Raw genomic sequence first — 22,161 nt, 5'->3', positions numbered from 1 at the left:
TGGCGGGCAGAAGCCGTCCGTGACCGACTCCTGCCCGCTACACTCCCACCCGCTCGACGTTTCCCCAGGTCAAGCCACGAAGTGCTGCTGGAGTATTAGCCCTACCTAGCTCTGATGGGCAAGATCTTTCTCCCATTCGTCTCCCATGGAGGCAAGGGGGCGGGTCCCGGCGCTAGCTGTGTCGCCCAGGGGCGTTGGTGATACGCGTGCTGGGTGCTTGAGCAGTGAGGGCCTTCTGGTTCGGCGTGGATTGCGACATCTGCGCCCGACTGCAGGAGGCCCTCGTGTCCCGCCGTGATGCCCCACGTGTCGTCGAGGGCGGCGAGCCGAAGGATGTGTCCAGGTCGGCCGCGCCACCGCCGCCCGCACCCGCGATCTCCAGATGCAGCGAGCAGGCCGGCGCACCGGCCCTTACGAGTCCCTGGGCTGGAGCCGGCCTGCGCCAGCCCGACCGTGAGCGGGAGTTGAGAGCAGCCTACGAGCAGTTGGTTGACGGGCGCCCGGCTGGCGCCGGTCTGGTGATGGGCCACTGCCGACCACGTCAACACGACCCAACTCGCCCTGGCCCAACTACCGAAGAAGCACCCCCGCGTCGACGGAAGGACCGGATGGTGGTGGGGGCGTCGCCGGTCTACGGAACACCCCCGCGTCGGCGGGGAAGACATCGGCTCCGGCGAGGACGGCTGCGGTCCAGGCGGAACACCCCCGCGTCGGCGGGGAAGACCCCTTCAGGCCCTGCCGGTGGAGCTCGACGATCGGAACACCCCCGCGTCGGCGGGGAAGACCCGAGGTCCGCCCAGCGCAGCTCCTTCGCGACCGGAACACCCCCGCGTCGGCGGGGAAGACTCTGACGGACGGCCCACTCCTGACCGTGGATGCGGAACACCCCCGCGTCAGCGGGGAAGACGGCTGGGGCGCGCCTGATTTCGGGCGCCGGATCGGAACACCCCCGCGTCGGCGGGGAAGACGCCCACACTCCTCAGGGCGGCTTGCCCAAAGGCGGAACACCCCCGCGTCGGCGGGGAAGACGCCGTACCAGCCGATTTCGTCGTAGATGAGCACGGAACACCCCCGCGTCGGCGGGGAAGACTGCGTGCGCCCGACAAAGTGGGCATGGAACCGCGGAACACCCCCGCGTCGGCGGGGAAGACCTGCTGTGTGAGGTAGTGGAAGAGCTCCTCGACGGAACACCCCCGCGTCGGCGGGGAAGACACACCTGCTGAGGAAGCGGCGTTGATCAAGCGCGGAACACCCCCGCGTCGGCGGGGAAGACGCTTCGCCGGCCGCGGGGAGTGGACGCCGATTCGGAACACCCCCGCGTCGGCGGGGAAGACACGGCTACCCCATGCGCTACCCCGGCGACCAGCGGAACACCCCCGCGTCGGCGGGGAAGACTCAAAGGCTTCGCGGAATTCCTCATGGACAGGCGGAACACCCCCGCGTCGGCGGGGAAGACAATTCTCGGCTCTTCGGGGGCTTGGCCTGCGTCGGAACACCCCCGCGTCGGCGGGGAAGACCCCGGCCTCGACATCGACCACGAGAACGCCCTCGGAACACCCCCGCGTCGGCGGGGAAGACACGCACCGCGGCCATGGTCTCCCGTGGCCATGCGGAACACCCCCGCGTCGGCGGGGAAGACATCACCGCAGCCGTCCTCGCCGCTTTCGCCCTCGGAACACCCCCGCGTCGGCGGGGAAGACGTGTGCGTGTCGGGTGATGTAGGCGGTTGCTGCGGAACACCCCCGCGTCGGCGGGGAAGACGTTGGCGATGACGTGGATCCTCGCGCCGTGCTGGGAACACCCCCGCGTCGGCGGGGAAGACTGGCGGGCAGGGCGGAGCTGCCCCGAGCGGAACGGAACACCCCCGCGTCGGCGGGGAAGACCAGGGCCTGCGCTCTGCCCGGCACCCCACTGGCGGAACACCCCCGCGTCGGCGGGGAAGACCCCCATGCCGCTCTGGTACCAGGCGGACCAGGCGGAACACCCCCGCGTCGGCGGGGAAGACGCCGTACCAGCCGATTTCGTCGTAGATGAGCACGGAACACCCCCGCGTCGGCGGGGAAGACGCCACCCCGGCCGAACACGACCCAGACGAGGCCGGAACACCCCCGCGTCGGCGGGGAAGACGTTCGCCGCATTGATGGCGGCGGCGATCTGGTCGGAACACCCCCGCGTCGGCGGGGAAGACCCTTCGTGACCTGCGACTCAGCAGAGGCTTTGCAATTGCTTTACCAGTGTTGCTGGCCGGGTACTGAAGCGCATGCCGCAAAGCTACCCGACCGTTCGCCCGCGTGTTGTCAGCGCCGCATGGTGGAGTAGGCGTGGGCGGGCTGCGACGACACGGGCCGAGCGCGCGAACAGTGGGGGAATATTCATGATGCGACGACCGGACACAGCTCCTGATGAGACAGCGTGGGGAAAGTCTCGGGGGTTGGATCCCAAGCTTCCGGCCTATCCGCTGGTGAGGCACCTGCTGGATGCTGCGGCGGTTGCCCTGTTCTTGTGGGACCACTACTTGTCCGACAATCAGAGGCTGGCCATCGCCGAGGGTTTCGACTTGCCTGATGCGCCGGCTCGAGCACGTGCTCTGACCGCGCTCTGCGCGGGGCTGCACGACATCGGGAAGCTCTCCGGGTTCCAGTTCTGTGATGCTCGAGGACGCAGCGGCTTGAGTGACTCGCTGGCGGGTGATCCGGGAAGGATCGGCGTCGAGCGGCTCGGGCACGACATCGCCGGGATGGAAGTGGTACCCGCCGTTCTGGAGGCTCTGGGCTTTGGTGTTTCGGTGGACGCGGAGATCGAGCGTATCGCTGAGGTGCTGGGCGGGCACCACGGGCGTTTCCACCGGTTCGATCCGCAAAGGACGCACCCATCGCGTCACTTGCATCTCGGTGGCGCAATGTGGGCGCGGCAGCGTGAGGCCCATGCTGCTGCGGTCCTTGACGCTCTGGGCGATCCTTCTCCTCCGAGGAGGTTTCGTGCTCCGGCGGCTGTGCTGGTGACTGGCGTGGTGATCCTGGCTGACTGGCTGGTCAGCCAGGAGGGGTATCTTCGGCGCCGGCAGCGACAGCTTGATCCCTCTCTTGCTCGTCACTTTGAGATGTCGCTGAGAGACGCTGAAGTCTTGGTGCGTGAGGCCGGTCTCATGCCGGTGGATCTGAAGCGCAAGGGGTTCGCGGAGGCGTACGGGATCGCGGGTGAGCCGAACCCGTTGCAGCGCTCGATCGTCGACGGTCTGGCTCCGCTCCGCGGTGGGACGGGGGGTGGCGCGCCTAAGGCGGGGATCATGCTGGTGACGGCTGCACCGGGCGACGGGAAGAGCGAGGCGGCGTTGGAGGCCGAGCGCCTCCTGTCACGGGCCTTCGGCACACGCGGGTTCGCGTTTCTCCTGCCGACCATGGCGACGAGCGATCAAATGCACAGCCGTATCGCTCAGATTCTGGCCAGGCAGGATGGAACGGAGGCAGGTCTGACGCTGACGCACAGTATGGCGTGGTTGAGCAGTGCTTACGCCGCTGGGGACCTTCAGGCGGGCGGGCGGGTGTTGGTGTGTGAGGGCGAGGACGACGCTACGCCGGCCGAGAAGCAGACTGCGAGGCACCTGGCTGCGATGCGCCCGTCGAGCTGGTTGTTCGGGGCCAAGCGGCCGTTGCTTGCTCAGTACACGGTGGGCACCATCGATCAAGCTCTGATGGCGGTCTTGCCGGTTCGGCACAACGCCCTGCGGCTACTTGCTTTCTCGGGGAAGACGTTCATCGTCGACGAGGCACACGCCTACGATCCCTACATGCAGGTCCTACTGGGCCGACTGCTCAACTGGCTCGGCAGGTACGGCGTGCCGGTGATCCTTTTGTCTGCGACGCTGCCGTCCTCGGTCAGTGACAAGCTGGTCAAGGAATATCTGTGGGGCGCGGGGCTCGGGCGCAAGCAGCGGGAGGGCCGGACCTTCCAGGCTCCCTATCCGGGCTGGTTGTACGTGGATGCGAGTGACGGTCGGTGCAAGCAGATCGAGCCCAGGGCGCAGCAGGCGCAGGCGCAGGAGCGTCGCATGCGCCTGGATGTGCAGATCGAGCCCGTCGTCCATCATGCGCAGGGCGGACGGCGAGGTCGGCTCTCAGTGATCGAGCGCTTGTTGGAGCCCGTCGTCACTGACGAGGGCGGCTGTGCCCTGGTCGTTTGCAATACGGTTGCGCAGGCGCAGGAGACGTACGAGCACCTCAAGAGACACTTCGGTGGGAGTGGGCTGGCGCTGTCCGGGCAGCGCGAGGGAGAGGATGGCGATCTGCAGCTGCTGCACGCCCGGTTTCCCGGTGACGTGCGGGAGAGGCGGACCAAGGTGGTGACGTCCGGAATGGGACGAGGGGGACCCAGGCCGCAGCGAAGGGTCGTCGTCGCCACTCAAGTCGTCGAACAGTCACTGGACCTGGATGCTGATGTCGTGATCAGTGACCTCGCCCCGCTCGCGCTCCTGTTGCAGCGGGCTGGGCGGTGTTGGCGTCATGAGACTTGGTGGGTGCGCCACGGCTATCCAGGCGGGCGGAAGCGTCCGGCCTGGGCAGCGGCGACGGGACCGCGCCTGGTGGTGCTGGACCCGATCGCAGGTCAGGGCGGTGTCCCCGTGCAATGGGGCGAGGTCTACGCGGAAGCTCTCCTCAAGGAGACCTCGTCGACGCTACATGAGCGTGGAACGCAGGCGATCTGCATCCCCGAGGACGTCCAGGGGCTCGTCGAGAGAGTGCACGGCGACCGAAGTGATCGATTCGACTGGAGCCTCTCGGACACGGCGGAGGCTTGGGTGGCCCATGTGGGCAAGACCGTCGCGCAACAGGGCGTTGGTGCTCTCCTGGCCATCCCCCGCGTGGGCCACGTCGAGTGGCTGAACCAGCTCCACCACCTTCAAGGCCAGGAGGATGGATGGGAGGCGTCCACGCGTTTGGGAGCGGACTCGGTACGTCTCCTGTGCGTCTACGCGCATCCGGACGGGACGGTCACGCTCGACCTGGCGGGAAAACAGCCACTGCCCAGGGCCGCGGCAGGCGGCCGGATGGAACTCTCCGATGTACGAGCCGTCATGGGCCGAACGATCCCGGCCAACGCGGAATGGTTCAAGGGCGAGCGAGAACGGCACCAACCCCCGGCGGACTGGTCCGAGCACGCGATGCTGGGTGACCTCGTGGTCGTACACCTGCCGGTGCGCGACCACGAGGTCCAGGCAGTCGCTGTAGGAGGCGAACGCTTTCTGCTCGACGAGGAGCTGGGCCTCCTGCGCTCTTGAGTTACTGCAAGCGCGTGCAACACCCCCACATCGGCGGGGACTTCATGCCGAACTGAGACACCGTGTCACCTACGGTGGTACACCCTCGCAGCGGCGAGGAGACGATGCCTCCGGTCGTGTGGTGCAGCTTAACTCTCGCAACGACTCCGGCCGGTCACAGTGCACTGGTGGTCATCGGTGGTGTCGTGCCGCATCGGTGATGGCCATCAACAGTGCCCCGTAGGCCGCACATTGCGTGGCGCTGGGGCTCAGGACCAGGACGACGATCACGATCAGCGAAATCGCACCCCAGGAACGTGGCACTGGCCAGCCGACGGCAGTGCTGACGGATGCTGACATGTAGGGCACAGGTACCCCTTCGGGAGGCTTGGCGCGGGCGAGTCCGACACTACGGGCGCCTTGGCGAAGATCAAGCAGGCGCGCTGCGCCGCAAGGATGGGATCCAAGGCGCACCGGGTCACTTACGGCTTCAGTAAGTTGGCTACACGAGGAGCCTCGCAGTGGTCTACTGGCCTTCGCACGCTCGCGCAGACGACTTGTCAGTGGCTGGTGCTTCAGTGTCCCGAGTAGGTATTCCGCCCCACCTGGGGGCCGGCTCTTAAGGGGTTGGAGTTGTCGGAAAGTTTCGACCTGCGCAACGAGCCGTGGATTCCGGTACGGGTCCGCGGCCAGTCCGTCCAGGTGGGCCTCAGGCAGTTGTTCCACCGTGCGCACGAGATCGACGATATCGAGCTTCCGGTGCCACCGGCCGCCTCCGGGCTGCTGCGAATCCTCGCGGCGTTGGCGTCTCGGATCGCCCAGGAGGACGGTCTGGGGCTCTGCAACGAGGACACGGCCGAGGACGCCGAGGAGTGGTTCGCACTGCGGGCGCGTGTCCTGAAGCAGGGAAGGTTCGATCCCAACGCGGTGGACGCCTACTTCGACGACGAGAGGCTCACCGGTCGTTTCGATCTCTTCGATGCGCAGCGTCCGTTCCTGCAGGACCCTCGACTGCGCAGCGAGTGCGTGGACACCAAGGGCAGGCCCAACTCGTCCGGTATCAACAAGCTCGTCATCGGACGGCCGACTGGTGTCAACGGTGCTGTTCTCTTCGGCCACTTCAATGATGCGGCCGCTGTGGCGGTGCCCGCGGCTGTCGCGGCGTGGCATCTGATTGCGATGCTGTATTACGGGCCGTCGGGTCAGTGCACGCCGCGTCGTATCACGACGGTGCGCGCAGGCAGCGGGGATGCGGGGCCGCTGCGGAAGAGTATCTCTTTCCACACGTGGGCCTCGGATTTGTTCACCACTCTGGTGCTCGGTGTGCCCACGCCGGGAAGCGGGGCGGAGGGGAACGACCTGTGTCCGTGGGAGGACGAGCTCCCTGACCCGCTCGGCACGCTGCGTCCGTACACCTGGCCGGGCCGCATGTTGACAGGGCGTGCGCGTCACGCCGTCCTTCTGGTGCCGTCGTCCGATCGCCGGCAAGTCGTGGACGCGTACGTGACCTGGTCCACCCATCAACCGTCCCCGGCCGTGCGGGACCCGCACGTCATCCTCGACATGCCCCGGTCCGGCGAAGGTGCGCCTTTCGCGCGACCCGCCGACGGACACAGGGCATTGTGGCGCGACCTCGATGCACTGCTGCTGATCGGCGACAGCCAGACGCAGCGGCCCAGCACCCTGGACCATCTGCCCCGCAACTTGGCAGAGCGCCTGAAGGTCCGGGCTTACGGCTTCGACCAGGACGGTCAGCAGCGTGACAACATCTGGTTCGAGGCCACCACCCCGACCGTCCTGGCTTGGCAGCAGCACGAGAATCCGGAACTCAGCCCCCACCCGGGGATGGCCGAGCATGTGGCGCGCTGTCACCAGGCCGCCGAAAACGTCGCGGACAAACTGCGGTATGCCGCGCGTCTGGCGTGGAAGCTGGCCACGGATCCCGTCGAGGACTCCACGGCCAAAGTGAAGCTGGACCCCAAGAAGCAGGGGCCGTGGGCAGCTCACGCCGTCAGCCGCTTCTGGGCCGCCGGCGAGCAAGTCTTCTGGGAGCTGGCCACCCCTGATCTGATCGACTCGGCGCCATACCCGCCCTTCGTGCGGATTGCCCTGGACGCCTTGGACGAGGCGATCGGCGCGCGCAGCGCGGACGTGCGCGTCGCCCGGGCTCGGAACAGGGCGCGCACGGTAATCCGATCCGCCTTGCCGAAGCCGGCTATGACCGCCCCAGGGAAGTGAAAATGACCGCCATGCCTCCATCCAAGCCACCGGTCGATCGTCTGGCACGGCAGAGCGCCTTTGTCGCCGACGTGCTCAAGTGGTGCGAGAACAAGAAGAACCGGGCCGATCTGCGAAGCGGCCTGGGGAAGCCGGTGGAGCGTTCCAACTACATGCACCGGTTGCTTGTGCCGCGGCTGATGGGTGAAGACGCCCAGCATCAGGATGCCCGTCGGGCGTACTACGCCGTCGCTTCCCTGATCGCGGGGCGACCGCGTGCCGCCCGTGACGCGGAGGTACGAGCAGCCGCAGAGGAGGCGGAGTCGGGCACACCCCACGCCGGCACCCAGAGGTTGGACTGGTGGAAGCGCCCCAACCTGGGAGCCTCGCTCGCCGAGGCCGTCAACAAGAAGATCATCAAGCCGGACACGGCCGAGGCAGATCTTCATCTGATGGCCCGGCAGTCCAGCGAGGCGATCCATCTCCGGCTTCCTGCTCTGACCCGGCAACTGCTCGGCAAAGGCGTCAACCTCGACTGGGCCGTTCTGCTCCACGACCTCACGTGGTGGAACCGCGACCAGGACCGTATTGCAACCCGCTGGCTCGAGGGTTACTTCCGCGACCGTACCCGTGAACTCTCGCATGACGACGAACCGTCCGGCACCACTGAGGAGAACCACTGATGTCCCTGTTTCTGGACCTGAGCGCCATCCAGTCGGTGCCGACCGCCAACCTCAACCGCGACGACCTCGGCTCGCCCAAGACAGTCCGTTACGGCAACGCCACGCGCATCCGCGTTTCCAGCCAGTCCTGGAAGAGGGAGATCCGCCTCGGGGTGGAGGGAGATCTGGGAGAGAAGGCCGCCCGCACCCGCCAGGTGCCGGTCAAAGTCAAGGAGGCCCTGGAGAGCCAGGCCGGTTGGCCCGCCGACCTCGCGGCGTTCGCAGGGAAGCAGGTAGCGGCCAGTGCCGGAAAGAAGGGCCTCGGCACGGAGAGTGCGGGACACACCTCCGTCCTGCTCTTCCTCCCCGAGTCCGGGATCGACGAACTCGTCACCGTGTGCCTGGACCACCGCGAGGCGCTGGAGAAGGGACTGGGTAAGAAGTCTCCCGGGGTGCTGCTGCCCACCCTCAGGATTGAGGAGATCCTCAAGCGGCGCACCGCCTCCATCAGTCTTCTCGGCCGCATGCTCGCCGAACTCCCCGGGGCCAACGTCGATGGCGCCGCACAGGTCGCGCACGCCTTCACCACCCATGCCAGTGAGCCCCAGCGGGACTACTTCACCGCGGTGGACGACTGGCTCGGCGAGGCAGAAACGGGCAGCGGACACCTCGACACCGCCGAGTTCAGCGCCGGCGTCTTCTACCGATTCGCCTCCGTCAACATCACCGATCTCCTCAAGAACCTCGACGGCGACGAGAAGGCCGCCCGTACTGTCCTGGCCTCCTTCGCCGACCAGTTCCTGATGAGCCTGCCGCAGGCCAAGCGGACCAGCACCGCCCCGCACACCATCCCGGACCTCGCCTACCTCGCCGTGCGCACCCAACGGCCCCTCTCCCTCGCCGGCGCTTTCGAGGCACCGGTCACCGCCGATGTCACCGGCGGGTTCAGCACTCCCTCGATCAGCCGCCTGTCGTCCTACGCATCCGACCTCAACCGGCTGACCGGCGACCGCAATCGGACCTTCCACGGATACGCCCGGACCGGCGAGGAAGAGCTGGCCGGCCTCGGCACCGCCCACGTGTCCTTCCCCTGCCTCATCGACGCTGCCGTCGAGGCGGCCTTCCCGGCCGCCGGGAGCAAGAAGTGACGAGCCTGTTGCTGCGGTTGGCCGGGCCACTGCAGTCCTGGGGCGAACGCGCGGCGTTCCCCGCCGTCCGCGACACCGCGCCCTTCCCGACCCGCTCTGGACTCATCGGCCTGATCTCCGCGGCCGAAGGCAGAGGACGCGAGGAGAATCCGCAGGATTACGCGGCCTTGGAGTTCACCGTGCGTGTGGACCGTCCCGGCGTGCTGCTGAGCGACTACCACACGGTCGGTGGCGGTTACCCGAAGAACCGCACCGCCGCCACGGCAGGCGGCGGCAACAAGGGCGCGGCAGTGATCACCCGCAGGCACTACCTGGCCGATGCCGTATTCGTCGTCGCCGTCACGGGAGCGGACGACGACATCGACCGGATCGGGGCAGCACTCGAATCCCCGCACTGGGCGCCCCACCTGGGGCGTCGGTCCTGCGCCCCCGACGAGCCCTTCCTGCTGCGCACCGGCGTCCGCGACCCCGACGCCGAACTACGCACCCGAGTCCCCCTCAGCAGCCCGCACCGCAGCGACCGCCAGCCTCGGCAGCACGACAACGGTGCAGGCACGGTCCGGGTGGACTTCCTGCGGGAGCGTCCACCGCCCGGCGGCGCCGGCAACGGCGCCAGCCTCAGCGTCCAGGACATGCCCGTCAGCTTCGCACCCCAAGGCCGCATCCACGGCAAACGCCACCTCTACCGGACGACGGAGGACCTGTCCCGCTCGCTCCTCACCGAGCCAGCCGACCTCCACCGACGCCTGATCGACTACGCCTTGGAGACCACCGCATGACCCCGTCCGCGGAAATCGCCCGCATCCGCTTGAACCCTCACAGCCGCGCCGTGCAGCGAGACCTGCGCGATGCCACCGCAATGCACCGCACGCTGATGCGGATGATCCCCGACAACCTCGGCGACACCCCCCGGCGCGCCACCGGCTTCCTCTTCCGCATCGACGAGGACGACGAGACCAGCACCGTCCTCGTCCAGGCCACAGTCCCACTCGACCACGCCGGCCTGCCCACCGGATACGGCGACGTCCTCATCAAGCAACTCAAACCGATGTTCGCCGCACTCAGGCCAGGCCTCGGTGTGCGGTACCGCATCGCTCTCAACCCGGTAAAACGCGAACGACTGCCCCTAGAACAGAGAAACAAGCGCGGAAAGATCGTCCCTCTCTCAGGCGCGGAGGCCGACCAGTGGTGGGCCAGACGCGCCGGCGAAGCCGGCCTCCACCTGACTTCCACGGTCCCCACACCACTGCGCCCCGTCCGCCCCCACGGCAGAAACGCACCACCCATACGGCACAGCCTCATCCGCTACGACGGGACGGCCACCATCACCGACCCCGTCGCCCTCACCCAAGCCCTCCTCCAGGGCATCGGCCGCGGAAAACCGTACGGAGCAGGACTCCTCAGCCTCGCCCCAGCCACTACGGCATGAGCGCACCCCGAAAGGGCGGCGACGCACGTGCCCGCCTCGCCACCCCCACACTCGCCATGCTCCCGCGCGTCGCGGACTCCCTCTCCTTCCTCTACCTTGACATGGTCCGCGTCGTTCAGGACGACACCGGCGTCTGCGCCCAGATCCAGGTGTCGGAAGACCGCACCGACACCGTCTACATCCCCACCGCGGCACTCTCCTGCCTGCTCCTCGGCCCTGGCGTCTCCATCACCACCCGCGCCCTGGCCACCCTCGCCCGCCACGGCACGAGCGTGGTCTGCACCGGATCAGGCGGCGTACGCGCCTACGCCGGCATCCTCCCCTCCTCACTCACCACCCACTGGCTCGAGCAACAGGCAACCAGTTGGGCAGACCCAGCACGCCGCCTCGACATCGCCGTACGCATGTACGGCATGCGCTTCGACGCTGGCGACGTGCCCGCCGACATCACTCTCCACACGCTCCGCGGCCTCGAAGGCCAGCGGATGAAAGCCCTCTACCGGCTACTCGCCCAACAGCACGGCATCGGCCGCTTCCGCCGCAACTATCACCCCGACCAATGGGACCAACAGGACCCCGTCAACCTCGCCCTGTCGGCAGCGAACACATGCCTGTACGGCATCGTGCACGCTGCCGTGCTCGCACTGGGATGTTCCCCCGCTCTCGGATTCGTCCATGCCGGCACGCAGCACGCCTTCGTCTATGACATCGCCGACCTCTACAAAGCCGATCTCACCCTGCCCGTAGCCTTCTCCCTCCACCAGTCAGCCAACCCCGAGCAGGAAGCACGCCGAAAGTTCCGTGAGGAACTCCGTCTCGTGCGCCTGCTGCCGCGCATCGTCCGGGACATCCAGACGCTCCTCACCCCAGCCGACGACAAGCCAGACGACGAAGATGACGATCGCCTCGACCGCCGCGACGTGCAGATGGTTCATCTCTGGGACCCGCGAGAGGGTGTCCTGCCGGCCGGCGTCAACTACGCACACGGGGAGACCTGATACCTCATGCCGTCCATGCTCGTCATCGCCACCACCGCAGTCCCCGATCACTTGCGCGGTGCCCTCAGCCGATGGACGACAGAGGTTGTAGCAGGCATCTTCGTCGGCTCGGTCTCTGCTCGAGTCCGCGACGAACTCTGGGAGGCCGTCACCCAGGTCGTCGGGGACGGAGCGGCTGTCCTCGTACATCCAGCTCCTACAGAACAGGGCTACAGCATTCGTACAGCAGGGAGCCGGCGTCGGGTACCCGAGGACTTTGATGGGATCGCCTTGATGAGAATGATGGGAGCGTCACCCTCTCCACTAGAGGTAAATAGCTCGCAAAGCCCTCCTTGAGTCGCAGGTCAGAAAGGGTCCTCCCCGCCGACGCGGGGGTGTTCCGCCCCACACACGGCCACACAGCCCCCATACAGGGTCCTCCCCGCCGACGCGGGGGTGTTCCGCCTGTGGCTGCTGTCACTGACGCTGAGGCGTTGTCCTCCCCGCCGACGCGGGGGTGTTCCGTTGCCGGAGCCGCTGCCCGGCTCCAGGACGTTGTCCTCCCCGCCGACGCGGGGGTGTTCCGCTTTCGGGAAAGTCGAAGCCCCGGATGAGTCGGTCCTCCCCGCCGACGCGGGGGTGTTCCGACACGCCCGCCAGACCGGCCAGCGCCCGTACAGTTAACCCCCGCCTGCCGCGGAGCGCCCGCACCCTCTTGCCGATCAGCTTGGCCAGCTGCTGCTGCCGTTCATCCATGATCGTCCGCCCAACTACTTCTGGAGCATGCGTAGGTTAGGCCAGGTCCGGCCGTCGTAACCGGGCATTCCCCGAACGAGCACAGATCACCTCAGCCCGAACCGCACGGCCATGGCACCCAGCACCTCGGCGTGTACCCGGGCACGGACGAGGAGCACACTCACGAGTTCACGGGCCAGGGGATCCAACCTGGTGTGCAACGGTGCGATGGTTTCCGCGGCCACCAGATCCTCGGACGCAGCCCCGTACAGACCGAGCCTGGCCCGAGCGGACGAAGTGAGCACGAGTAGGGCGGAGCGGTCACCCGCCGGGAGACAAACGGCACTCGCCGCCCGCTCAAGCACGCTGTCGTAGCCGCCGCGCTCCGCCGCCACGAAGGCCCCGGCAGCGGCAGCCTGGGATTGCTGGTGCGCGTCGATGGCCTTCTCATGCGCGGAGGCGAGCAGACGATCGCTTTCTTCCTCCTGCCCGAGCGTCGCGTGCGCGACGGCCAGCGGCAGCAATACCTCTGCCGGGACGTCGATCTCTCCCCGCGCCACCCGGGAGATGGCGAGTTCGGCCTGCCCCATGTCCAGCAGTAGCCGGACCTCCTCTCCGAGTACCACAGGGCGGACCTCCGCCGGGGGACCCGCCTGACGAAGCATGCTCCAGGCAAGGTCCCAGTACCCGAGGCGGCGCAGGAGGCGACCCACGTATACGTGAGCCGTTGCACGAAGAGTGGCGGCCCCGTGGTGGGCGTCGCCGGCCTGTGGCGAGCCGGCCAGTTCCAGCAGTCTCGGAACTGTCAGGGCGGCGGTGGCAAGGTCACCGGCGTCGTCAGAAGCCTGCAGTCCGTCGACGAGGACGGCCAGTCGCTCCGGGTCAGCCTCTCCGAGGGCGCTGTCCACGGAGAGAGCACGAGCCAGATGCCGGCGTGCGTGCCACACGAGCGAGTGCACGGCGGAGTGGTCGGACCCGGAGGGCATGTAGGGCTGGCCAGTCAGTTCAGCCGGATCCAGTCGAAGACCGGAGGCGAGTGCGCTGAGGATGCGGCGTTGGTCGACCCAATCCCTCCCCGCCTCGAGTTCTCCGATCAACTGCTCGGGAAGGCCGGAACGCGTCGCCATACTGGCCACGGTGAGGCCTCGGCGTATTCGCCACTCGCAGAGACGGCGGCCCCCAGGAGTGAGGCCGGCGACGTCTATCTCCTGCGTCACCAGGGTGCTCGCATGGCCACTCGCGGGCTCCGTGCTCTTCCTCGGGCGGCAAACGCCGATCGCGGGGGCGGGTCCCTTCCACGGGACCACATGGGCTTTGCTGCGACACAGTAGCCATGCGGAACCGGCCAAAGCGAATATGCCAGGTTGAAGCGCATACGAACTCTCCAACTATGGCTACGACATGTTCACTTCGTCATCTGCACCAGGCCCAGGCTGAAGTTTCCTTGAAGCACATCGACCTGCGCCGTCAGGTCTGAGAATCAGGTGCATGGATGATCTGGTGGTGCATGGGACTGCGAGTTGCTATGCCTTCGCGAGGTTTGGCCGGGAGTGGCGGCTGTGCGTGATTGAACACCCGCGGCTCGGGGGCGAACTCGTCCCGGGAGGGCACATCGAGGACGGTGAGGACGCGCTCACGGCGGCAGTGCGCGAGGTGCACGAGGAGACGGGGCACCAAGTCCGCCTGTTGTCTCCGCCGCTTCCCGAGGCGTACCCGCACCCGGCGGCCCCGTCGGTGTGGCATGTGGTGTCGATGTCGGCTGCCGCGGACAGTCGCTGCGATCGGCGGCATGTGCACCGGGACCACATCGTCGTCGGTGTCGTCGACCGCCCGCTCACTGCGCACGGCACGCCCGAGCACACAACCCACTGGGTAGAGCACAGCGCGCTGGACCGGCTCAACCTTCCCGAGGACACGCGACTGCTGGCCGCGGAGCTGTTCGGAGTGATCGACCGTACGGCGGCTCTGCGGCCTCGGCCACCGGTCGACGAGGTCCTGGGCGCGGAGTTGCTCCGGCGCCAGGAGGAGGACCAGGCGGTGCGGCTGGTGCCGGTGGCCGAGCGGACGCCGGAGCTGATGGAACGGTGGAGGGCCGTGGACGAGGCGAACACCGCGTGGCTGAGTGAGCTGATCGCCGCGCGTGGGTGGCCGGGCGAAGCACTCGTCGGGCGGCGGGCCGCCGGGGCTGCCTGGCTGCTCGCCCAGCACGCCGACCAGCAGTCAGACTTCCAGCAGGAGTGCTTGGAACTGCTCGCGGCCGCCGTGACCGCGGGCGACGCCGACCCGCAGCACGGCGCTCTGCTGGAGGACCGGGTACGGATCGCCCGAGGGCAGCAGCAGATCTTCGGCACCCAGCTGACGCAGGGGCCCGACGGCGTGCTCGTCCCGTACCCCGTGGCGAACTCGGGCGAGGTCGAGGCGCTACGGGCGGCGTGGGGCTTCCCGCCGCTGGAGACGTACATCGAGCAGGTCGCGGCCAGCGTTGGGTAGGGCCAGGTCTGGGGCGGCCGACGCTCGGCCGGGCCAGCTCGGCGGCCTACCTGGGTCCTGAGACTGGACCCGTGCCCCGTCTCGGCCGGGTTGGCCCGCTTGAGGAGGTCCACGGGTTCCGCCGAAGCAAACCGCGGCGGCACCCGTCGCCCGCAACGTGAGGTGGCATGACTGTGCTGATCATCGGCGGCAGCGACTTCTTGGGTGCCGCGCTGGTACGCCAGGCGGGATCCGCAGACGGGCGCCCGGTCGCCACGTTCCATTCCCGTCCCGGCGACGACGGCAGGGCGACCTGGCATCACCTCGATCTTCGCGACCCCATCAATATGGAGAAGCTCCTCGACACGGTGGCTCCGGCCGTGCTGATCAACGCATCGAGCGGAGGAGCGGACTGGGCGGTCACCGCCGAAGGCGGGATCCGACTAGTGGCTCGTCTCGGATCGTTGGACGGGTAATGGATGAGCCTCTGGCGTGGGCCGGGGGTTGGCTTCGGTCTGGACCTGGCGACAGGCTTTGCCAAACGGTCGACCACTTGTTTTTCCTGGTCAGATAGCTTTCAAGGCATCCATTGATCTTTATGTGCGGGCCCGTTTAGGCATGACCGACCGGGTCCGTGAGGAGGGGTGTGCCATGAGTGCGGTCGACCTTGCGGAGACGGCGGCCGGTCTGCCGGAGGCGTGGAGTTCTCGCAGGCTGGGCATGGTGGGAGCGGCCTGCGTGAAGGTACTGCGCATGGACGGGCTGCCGGTCGAGGAAGAGAGCCACGGGGGCGCCGAGGCTCTGCTTGTCCTCGACGGCCGGCTGGAGCTGGAGGTGGACGGCATGCCGGTGTCGGTGCGGGCGGGCGAGCTGTTCATGGTGGCGGCGGGAACTTCACACGCGGTCCGACCCGGAAGCCGGGGCACGTTGGTGATCGTGGAACTGCCGGAGGAGTAACGGCTCTTCAGGCGGCCTTGGCCGGATACTCGGTCCAGGTGCGGATGGGCGAGTCCGGGGCGAAGTTGGTCTTCGGCCAGGCCTGGGCGTTGTGCCAGCGCACGTAGGCGGCGATGGCGGCGTTCTGCTCGTGGTGGCTGCGGTGGTCGGTGCCGTTGAGGGCGAAGTAGCGCAGGGCGGCGAACTCGGACTCGATCCAGTTCAGCCACGAGCCGTAGGTCGGCAGGAAGACCAGTTCGACGTCGTTGGCCACGGCCCAGGCCCGCACATTGGCGTGCTTGTGCGGGGCGAAGTTGTCCAGGACGACGTACAGCTTCTCGCCGGGCCAGCGGGCGCGCAGGGCCTTGAGCAGGGCCAGGAATTCGCGCCATCGTTTGCGCGGCCTTATCCGGTAGTACATCTTGCCGGTGGCCAGATCGAGGGCGGCGAGCATGTGCATCACCCCGTCGTACCGGTTGTAGGTGGCTCGCAGACGACGAGGTGAGCGGCGTGGACGCCACGCCTTGCCCTTGCGGGGCATCAGGTTCAGCGGCCCGAACTCGTCCACGCACACCACCCGGCCATCGACCGGCGGGGTGTCGTACAGCGCCAGGACCCGGTGCATCTTGGCGATGAAGTCCGGGTCGTTCGAGGATTTCCAGGTGGTGGTCGACTGCCAGGAGACTTTGCCCTCGCGCAGTATCCGCCGCAGGTTCTCGCGGCTGACCGCCGGGACGACTGACTGTTTCACCAGGTGCCCGGCCAGCTTGGTCAGGCTCCAGGTGGAGAAGGCGGTGATGCGCCAGTCGGCGGGGGACGTTCGGGCGATCAGGCAGATGTGCTCGCGCACCTCGCTACTGATCTTCCGGGGGCGTCCCCCGCTCCATTTTGGGTCCAATGCCTCGAACCCCCGTTCGTTGAAGGCATGGATGACATCGCGCACATAGTCAGCGCTGACCTGCATCAACGAGGTGATGTCCGGCACCGACTGACCCTGGGCGGACATCATCACCACGATCGCCCGCCGCAACTTCACCGGGTCCTTCGCGGTCCGGCTGATCCGCTGCAGCTGACGGCCCTCCTCCATGCTCGCCGGCCGGACGAACACTCCCGGACGACGCCCCACGACCACCTCCACGATCACGACCTGGAAGCAGCCTGCCCCGCAACGAACGAATGATCAATTACCCGGCCAACGAACCGAGACGAGCCACTAGCCCAGGCCGTGACCGACCGCTCCATCCGCCTGGTGCACGTCTCCAGCGACGCCGTCTTCTCGGGAACGGGCCACGGCTGGTACGACGAGTCCTGTCTTCCTGACCCGCTCACCCCGTACGGGGCCGCGAAGGCGGCCGCCGAGACCGCTGTACGGCTGCTGTGCCCCGATGCGGCCGTTGCCCGCACCTCGCTGATCATCGGGCACGGTTGCTCCGAGCACGAGCAGCTGGTGCACGCGCTGGCAGCCGGCACCCGGCAAGGCGCCCTGTTCACCGACGACATCCGCTTCTGTGGACATACACTGTGTTGCGCCTGGTCGTGTTGTCTGTGAGAGGGGGCCGTGTTGGAGGAGTGGTGGCTGTCGTGGACCTGTGATGGCGGAGCGCCGGACGGCGTGGTGGAGCCAGCCCTGGAGGGATGGAGCGACCTTGCCGCCCGGGAGAAGGCCCTCGGGTTCCGGACGAAGCAGCCGATCCTCATCGCGCCGGACGGTCGGCTCGACCCGAGGCTGGTCCGGTTCTGTAAGCGCTCGCCGTTCTCGGTGAAGTCCCAGGGGACCCAGGAGACGTACGCCCCGATCTACCGGCTGTTCTTCACCTTCCTGTGGAACCGCGGCGTGGATTGGGACGAAGCGACGGCGGACGACCTGGCGGACTGGGAGGAGTGGCGGCGTAGAGGCGAGGGCAACCTGAAGCGCATCCAGGGCAGCACCTGGGGCAAGGAGTTGGCCGCGCTGAAGCTGTTGTACGACTGGGCTGGCGGCAAGAAATATGTCGATGACAATCCAGTGGTCACCTATACAGTGCGAGGTGCCGACGGCATTGAATTCGAAGTCGCCGAACTTGCGCCGCGTGATGTCCGCTCCACTAACGTTAAATGGCTTACAGCGCGTGCATTTCGATTGTGGCGCAACGTTGGCCTGGGCGGAATGCTGCCGAACGGTCTGGAAGACGAGACCTGGAGGGGGCGCTTGGCTGGACGCGATATGGCGGCTGCCGACTTCCTCTATTCCAGCGGCGTGCGACGCCGAGAGGGTGGCACGCTCCTCACTTGTGAGCTTCCTCAAGTCGGTGCCCGCAACTACTACTCCGGGAAAGTAGCCAAGTCTGTTGCCAAGCGTGCCGGTTACCACTTCTACGTCAGCCACAGTGCGCTGCAGTCGGTGAACGGATACCGGATGGCTGACCGGAGCCTGGCGGTTCGCCGAGCTCAGCAGCGCGGGCTGTACGACCGTGTACCCGGGCGCCGGGTCATCGACCGGATTACGCGACGCGGGCAGGTCCACTGGACCGAGGCGGACGGCCGCCGTGGCAGTGAGGCGCTGGATAGTCTCACGGCCGACGACCGCACCCTTTTGTACGTGAATACCGATGACGGGCTTGAGCCCGCCGCGCTGTGGCTGACCGAGTCTGGATTTCCGATGAACTATCGGGACTGGACCAAGATTTTTGGACGGGCCAGCGACCGCTGCGAGTCTTTGGGGGTGGGAGTCGCAGCGACGCCGCACATGCTGCGGCATTCGATGGCTCTTAGAACGCTGCTGAGCCTGCACAACGCTCTCGACAAGCGGCTGGGGCTGACTCCGGCGGAGCGGCTCAATTACGAGCGGACCTACGGGCAGATCTGGCAGATGGTCAAGGATATGCTCGGTCACCAGAACGAGCAGATGACCCGGGATATCTATCTGGAGCCGCTGCGTGGCCTGCAGCTGGATTCGCTTCTCAACGATGACGACAATCCTGTGAACGAGGAGAAGCTCGCCGAACTCGCGGCCCGGACGGGACTCATCCTCGACGCGGCCTGACGCTCACCCCCTCTTCTGGCGGTGCGGTCCGCTCACCTAGCCTGACCGCCATGACGGTCGATGGCGTATCCCTGACGCAGTATCACGGTGATGAAGCTGCCGAGCTTTTGGGCGAGTTGAGCGATACCTATGCCGATGCCTACGGCGTACAGCCGGCGGAAGAGAAGACGGCCGCGTTCCGCCGAAGGGCCGCAAAGCAATTCGAGCGGCCCGGGTTTCTCCTGGTGGCCGCGCGGTCGGCGGGACAGATGATCGGCTTCGCGTTCGGCTACACGCTCCCGGCCGGTGACACTCACTGGTGGGGCGGTGTGCAGCCCGAGCCCTCGGCGGACTTCGTGGAGGAGACCGGGGCACGTACGTGGGTCCTGTCGGAGATCGAGGTACGCCGGGCGTGGCAGAGCAAGGGGGTCGGGCGTGCGCTGCACGATGCCGTGCTGAGTGCCCGGGGTGAGGAGCGGGCGACGCTGGCCACCGGGCCGGACGCGCCGGCGCAGCCGGTCTATGAGGCGTGGGGGTGGCGCCGGGTCGGGCGGATTCCCGGGGACAAAGGCGACTACTACTCGGCCTACGACCTGTTCGTGCTGGACCTGCCGGTCAGCCGGTGATGGGTCAGGAGCTCGTCCAAGGCCCGCACTGCGCGGGTGCGTTGCCACGGAGTGAGCGCGCTGCGCAGCGCGGCGACGCGCTGGCCGATGCGCGGTGAGTGGTTGACGTTGGAGATGTGCACGATGTCGCCGATAGCGGCGGCGGCCTCGGCGATGTCGCCTCGCTGCAGGTAAGCCTCGCTCTGCAGGGCGAGGGTGTGGGCGTAGTTGTGCACGTTGGTCGGGTCGATCATCGGCAGCGAGGTGGCGGCGGCGTGCAGGGCCTGGTCCGGGGCGTCCAGGACCAGGGAGCACTCGGCCTTGGTGCCCCAGTAGAACGACTCGTCGTAGAAGTACCACCAGGAGGCGAGCGAGGGTTCACCGCAGGCCATCTCGTGGACGGCATCGCGCTCCTGTACCAGGGCGCGGCGGGCCTTGTCCGGCTGCTGGGCGGCGGCGAACGCCCGGGCGGCGACATCGGCGGCGTAGCCGCGGGCGGCCGGACTCTCGGCCTGCCCGGCCCATGCCTGCGCGGCGATGGCATGGTCGATGCCGACCCGCGGCTTGTTCTGCCAGGTGGCCAGCTGGCTCATGGTGCACAGCACGTAGGTGACGAGTTCGGTGTTCTCCGCGTCGTGAGCGGCGGTGCGGGCGTCGTCGTAGTAGTACTGGGCGGCCCGGTAGTCGCCGAGGTTGTACAGCTGCCAGCCAACCATCTGGCTGAGCTCCGCGTACACCGTGAGGACGCGGGGGCGCAGCGTGTCGGGGGCGGCGGCGGTGAGGTCCGCGATGACCTGGCGCTGGGCGAGCGCGGTCTGCAGGGCGATCTGTGGGCCCAGCACGTCGCCCTGGCGGCGGTAGTGCTGCAGGACGCGCTCGGCGTGGGTGAGGGTGGCCTGGTCGACGCGGCGCGGATCGTCCAGGACGGCGGCGACGCGTTCGCGTTCGTCAGCGTCGGCGATGTCCAGCAGCGGGGCTGCTGCCGCGACGGTGAGCGCGGTGCTGATCTGCTGCAGCAGTTCGCGGCGGTCGGGGCCGGGGTTGGCGTGCTGGACCCACATGATCAACGCCTGTGCCAGTTCGTCGAAGCGTACGTCGTGCAACTGATGGACCAGTCGGCCCGTGAGCTGCGGGGTGAGCAGCACCGGCGCGGTGAACATCCCCTCCACCAGCTCGACACCCGCTGGCGGCGCCGACACGGCCTCTGGGACGACGGCGGACGACCGCTCCGGTGCCGTGCTCCGGCTGTGATCGGGTAGGTCCGCGAGCAGGTCGGCCGCCGCGCACTCATACAGCTGAGCCAACCGGTCCAAGGTGGCCAGGGACGGCTCGTGCCCGGTGGCGGCAGGCCATAACTCCCAAGTGGAGATGTTCTTGAACGTCTTCGGGTCGTCGGGCCACCGCTCGTTCCACAGCTCGGCCACCTCACGCTGACTCAGGCCGCGGGCCAAGCGAGGTGCCACCCGGGCGTTAACCCGGTAGTGCTGCCGTACCTCGGCGGCCACCTCAGACCATGATCTGCCCTGCGCGCGCAGCCCGGCGGCGAACTGCACCTGCTCCTGCCTGCGACTGCGGGGCTTTGCTGCCACCCGGATCCCTCTCGGCCACGCGGTGCGACGTGCTCTCCACAGCACCGTAGCGCGCAGGGGCATCGTCAACACGCCCTTTGGACCTCCCGGTTGAACCGGGAATTTCCGGCCGAAAGTTGGCGGCCCGACGGGATGGGTCGGCCCCCGGCCGCAGCGCAACCCTGGGACCAGCCCGCTTCACTAGCGAAGTCGTTCGTGAGGAGTGAAGCAACCCGCTGTCCCGCCGACGAGCCCGGGGTGAACCGAGCATGAGCCCATCGACCCAGACCGATCAAGACGCGGCACCCCCACCGGCCGTCCCGTCGGCGCCGCGTGCCCTGCGGTTGAGTATCGCAGCGGATCCCGCCCTGGTCAGCCAGGTGCGCGGCGCGGTCCGAGCGGCCCTGACGTCCTGGGGCGTGGAACGGCACGCGGACGTCATGGAGCTGATGGCATCCGAGCTCGTCTCCAACTCCCTGCAGCACAGCGGCAGCCCGGATGTCGGCGTGCTCCTGGAGTTCGACGAGGAGCGCATGATCCTGGAGGTTACCGACACCAGCCCGCAGCGGCCGACGCCCCGGGAAGCACGCGAGGACGAGGTACGGGGCCGCGGCCTGTTCCTGGTCGAGGCCTTGTGTACGACGTGGGGCTGGCGCCACGAGCCCGAGGGCGGCAAGACGGTCTGGGCCGCGTTCGACCCGAGCGCCGGGACGACGTCATGAGCACGGGACCGGTCCTTAGGGCCAAGGTGCCCGTGGCCAGCCAGCCCGGATTCTGGTGCGAGTGCATCCTGACGTCCCCGCACCGGGAGAACACGGTGCTGGTCGGCTCCTTCGCCGCCCCCGACGCCCGGGACGCCGTCCGCTGGATCCGCATCGCGGTGCGCATGCTCGTGTCGATCCTGGATGACACCGCGGCCGAGCCCGTCCACGACTGGCTCCTGCTCGGCGGCAGTCCGACCGCCGCCCGGCTGGAGCGGGGCGAACCCTTCACCATCGTGCTCCCGAATGACCAGCTCCGGCTCGCCTGGAGCGCCCGGCCGGTGCGCTACCTGCCCCTGGCCCACCGGACCCGCTCGTTGCCGCCGTGCGCCGAGGAGTGGGCCCAGCCCGCCGCCCTGCGGGCCGCCCTCACCTCTTCCCCGGACCGCCCCTGACCGG

Annotated in this window: 19 protein-coding genes, 1 pseudogene and 2 CRISPR repeat arrays; of the genes and pseudogenes, 16 read left to right on the top strand and 4 right to left on the bottom strand. The window is 67.9% G+C overall.

Annotated elements, in window-relative coordinates; all coding sequences use genetic code 11:
* Window positions 1-577: 577 nt before the first annotated feature.
* A CRISPR array of direct repeats spans window positions 578-2,188; the repeat unit is 29 nt; unit sequence CGGAACACCCCCGCGTCGGCGGGGAAGAC.
* A gap of 186 nt (window positions 2,189-2,374) precedes the next feature.
* Window positions 2,375-5,275 (top strand): CRISPR-associated helicase Cas3', encoded by a 2,901-nt coding sequence (gene cas3, locus ACFYMC_RS26275; protein ID WP_388529502.1) that lies wholly within the window; start codon window positions 2,375-2,377, stop codon window positions 5,273-5,275.
* A gap of 171 nt (window positions 5,276-5,446) precedes the next feature.
* Here the strand turns inward: cas3 and ACFYMC_RS26270 are convergent, their stop codons facing one another.
* Window positions 5,447-5,614, bottom strand: coding sequence for a hypothetical protein (locus ACFYMC_RS26270; RefSeq protein WP_388529496.1), 168 nt, complete (start codon window positions 5,612-5,614; stop codon window positions 5,447-5,449).
* A gap of 273 nt (window positions 5,615-5,887) precedes the next feature.
* Here ACFYMC_RS26270 and casA point away from each other — a divergent pair, with 273 nt between their 5' ends.
* The 7 genes from casA to cas2e are packed head-to-tail and all read left to right on the top strand — an operon-like array spanning window position 5,888 to window position 12,044.
* Entirely contained in the window at window positions 5,888-7,492 is a 1,605-nt protein-coding gene (gene casA / locus ACFYMC_RS26265) for a type I-E CRISPR-associated protein Cse1/CasA (RefSeq protein ID WP_388529494.1), read from the top strand.
* 11 nt (window positions 7,493-7,503) lie between these two features.
* The gene (gene casB, locus ACFYMC_RS26260; RefSeq protein WP_388529492.1) at window positions 7,504-8,154 is read left to right on the top strand and encodes a type I-E CRISPR-associated protein Cse2/CasB; all 651 of its coding nucleotides are present in this window, start codon (window positions 7,504-7,506) and stop codon (window positions 8,152-8,154) included.
* On the top strand, window positions 8,154-9,281 hold the full coding sequence (gene cas7e, locus ACFYMC_RS26255; RefSeq protein ID WP_388529490.1) for a type I-E CRISPR-associated protein Cas7/Cse4/CasC: 1,128 nt from the start codon (window positions 8,154-8,156) through the stop codon (window positions 9,279-9,281). The genes casB and cas7e overlap by 1 nt, the downstream gene beginning before the upstream one ends.
* Entirely contained in the window at window positions 9,278-10,060 is a 783-nt protein-coding gene (gene cas5e / locus ACFYMC_RS26250; protein WP_388529488.1) for a type I-E CRISPR-associated protein Cas5/CasD, read from the top strand. The genes cas7e and cas5e overlap by 4 nt, the downstream gene beginning before the upstream one ends.
* Complete coding sequence (cas6e, locus tag ACFYMC_RS26245; RefSeq protein WP_388529486.1) at window positions 10,057-10,710, top strand: type I-E CRISPR-associated protein Cas6/Cse3/CasE; 654 nt, start codon at window positions 10,057-10,059, stop codon at window positions 10,708-10,710. Before cas5e ends, cas6e begins: the two co-directional genes overlap by 4 nt.
* A gap of 56 nt (window positions 10,711-10,766) precedes the next feature.
* A complete protein-coding gene (gene cas1e, locus ACFYMC_RS26240; RefSeq protein WP_388529500.1) occupies window positions 10,767-11,708 on the top strand; it encodes a type I-E CRISPR-associated endonuclease Cas1e in 942 nt (313 codons plus the stop codon).
* Window positions 11,709-11,714: 6 nt separating this feature from the next.
* A complete protein-coding gene (gene cas2e, locus ACFYMC_RS26235) occupies window positions 11,715-12,044 on the top strand; it encodes a type I-E CRISPR-associated endoribonuclease Cas2e (RefSeq protein ID WP_388529484.1) in 330 nt (109 codons plus the stop codon).
* A 17-nt stretch (window positions 12,045-12,061) separates the two neighbouring features.
* Window positions 12,062-12,334: a CRISPR direct-repeat array (repeat unit 29 nt; unit sequence GTCCTCCCCGCCGACGCGGGGGTGTTCCG).
* 195 nt (window positions 12,335-12,529) lie between these two features.
* Here the strand turns inward: cas2e and ACFYMC_RS26230 are convergent.
* Window positions 12,530-13,639: a helix-turn-helix domain-containing protein gene (locus ACFYMC_RS26230; RefSeq protein ID WP_388529483.1), complete on the bottom strand. Its 1,110-nt coding sequence runs from the start codon at window positions 13,637-13,639 to the stop codon at window positions 12,530-12,532.
* Between the two features lie 346 nt (window positions 13,640-13,985).
* Between ACFYMC_RS26230 and ACFYMC_RS26225 the strand changes: the two genes are divergently transcribed.
* The 3 genes from ACFYMC_RS26225 to ACFYMC_RS26215 all read left to right on the top strand — a co-directional run bounded on the left by ACFYMC_RS26225 (window position 13,986) and on the right by ACFYMC_RS26215 (window position 15,848).
* Entirely contained in the window at window positions 13,986-14,912 is a 927-nt protein-coding gene (locus tag ACFYMC_RS26225) for a DUF6624 domain-containing protein (RefSeq protein WP_388529481.1), read from the top strand.
* A gap of 167 nt (window positions 14,913-15,079) precedes the next feature.
* Window positions 15,080-15,367: an NAD-dependent epimerase/dehydratase family protein gene (locus ACFYMC_RS26220; protein ID WP_388529479.1), complete on the top strand. Its 288-nt coding sequence runs from the start codon at window positions 15,080-15,082 to the stop codon at window positions 15,365-15,367.
* A 175-nt stretch (window positions 15,368-15,542) separates the two neighbouring features.
* Window positions 15,543-15,848: a cupin domain-containing protein gene (locus tag ACFYMC_RS26215; protein ID WP_388529478.1), complete on the top strand. Its 306-nt coding sequence runs from the start codon at window positions 15,543-15,545 to the stop codon at window positions 15,846-15,848.
* 7 nt (window positions 15,849-15,855) lie between these two features.
* Here ACFYMC_RS26215 and ACFYMC_RS26210 read toward each other — a convergent pair whose 3' ends face one another.
* Window positions 15,856-16,971 carry an IS630 family transposase gene (locus ACFYMC_RS26210; RefSeq protein ID WP_388529476.1) on the bottom strand — a complete coding sequence of 372 codons (1,116 nt, stop codon included), beginning with the start codon at window positions 16,969-16,971 and terminating at the stop codon, window positions 15,856-15,858.
* 39 nt (window positions 16,972-17,010) lie between these two features.
* Between ACFYMC_RS26210 and ACFYMC_RS26205 the strand changes: the two are divergent.
* The 3 genes and pseudogenes from ACFYMC_RS26205 to ACFYMC_RS26195 all read left to right on the top strand — a co-directional run.
* A pseudogene (locus ACFYMC_RS26205) lies at window positions 17,011-17,331 on the top strand (sugar nucleotide-binding protein); the annotation flags it as partial.
* A 54-nt stretch (window positions 17,332-17,385) separates the two neighbouring features.
* A complete protein-coding gene (locus tag ACFYMC_RS26200; RefSeq protein WP_388529475.1) occupies window positions 17,386-18,849 on the top strand; it encodes a site-specific integrase in 1,464 nt (487 codons plus the stop codon).
* A gap of 50 nt (window positions 18,850-18,899) precedes the next feature.
* On the top strand, window positions 18,900-19,454 hold the full coding sequence (locus tag ACFYMC_RS26195) for a GNAT family N-acetyltransferase (RefSeq protein ID WP_388529473.1): 555 nt from the start codon (window positions 18,900-18,902) through the stop codon (window positions 19,452-19,454).
* On the opposite strand, the gene ACFYMC_RS26190 is transcribed toward ACFYMC_RS26195, so the two are convergent.
* A complete protein-coding gene (locus ACFYMC_RS26190; RefSeq protein WP_388529471.1) occupies window positions 19,415-21,022 on the bottom strand; it encodes a helix-turn-helix domain-containing protein in 1,608 nt (535 codons plus the stop codon). The genes ACFYMC_RS26195 and ACFYMC_RS26190 overlap by 40 nt on opposite strands.
* Before the next feature lie 248 nt (window positions 21,023-21,270).
* On the opposite strand from ACFYMC_RS26190, the gene ACFYMC_RS26185 reads away from it, so the two are divergent.
* On the top strand, window positions 21,271-21,723 hold the full coding sequence (locus ACFYMC_RS26185) for an ATP-binding protein (RefSeq protein ID WP_388529469.1): 453 nt from the start codon (window positions 21,271-21,273) through the stop codon (window positions 21,721-21,723).
* Complete coding sequence (locus tag ACFYMC_RS26180) at window positions 21,720-22,157, top strand: hypothetical protein (protein ID WP_388529468.1); 438 nt, start codon at window positions 21,720-21,722, stop codon at window positions 22,155-22,157. Before ACFYMC_RS26185 ends, ACFYMC_RS26180 begins: the two co-directional genes overlap by 4 nt.
* The last annotated feature ends 4 nt before the right edge of the window (window positions 22,158-22,161 follow it).

This window comes from Streptomyces sp. NPDC006879 (assembly GCF_042869595.1).
In the GTDB taxonomy this organism is placed as follows: Bacteria; Actinomycetota; Actinomycetes; order Streptomycetales; family Streptomycetaceae; genus Streptomyces.
The sequence above is the reverse complement of the archived record's forward strand: the minus strand, read 5'-3'. Positions and strand labels throughout refer to the sequence as shown.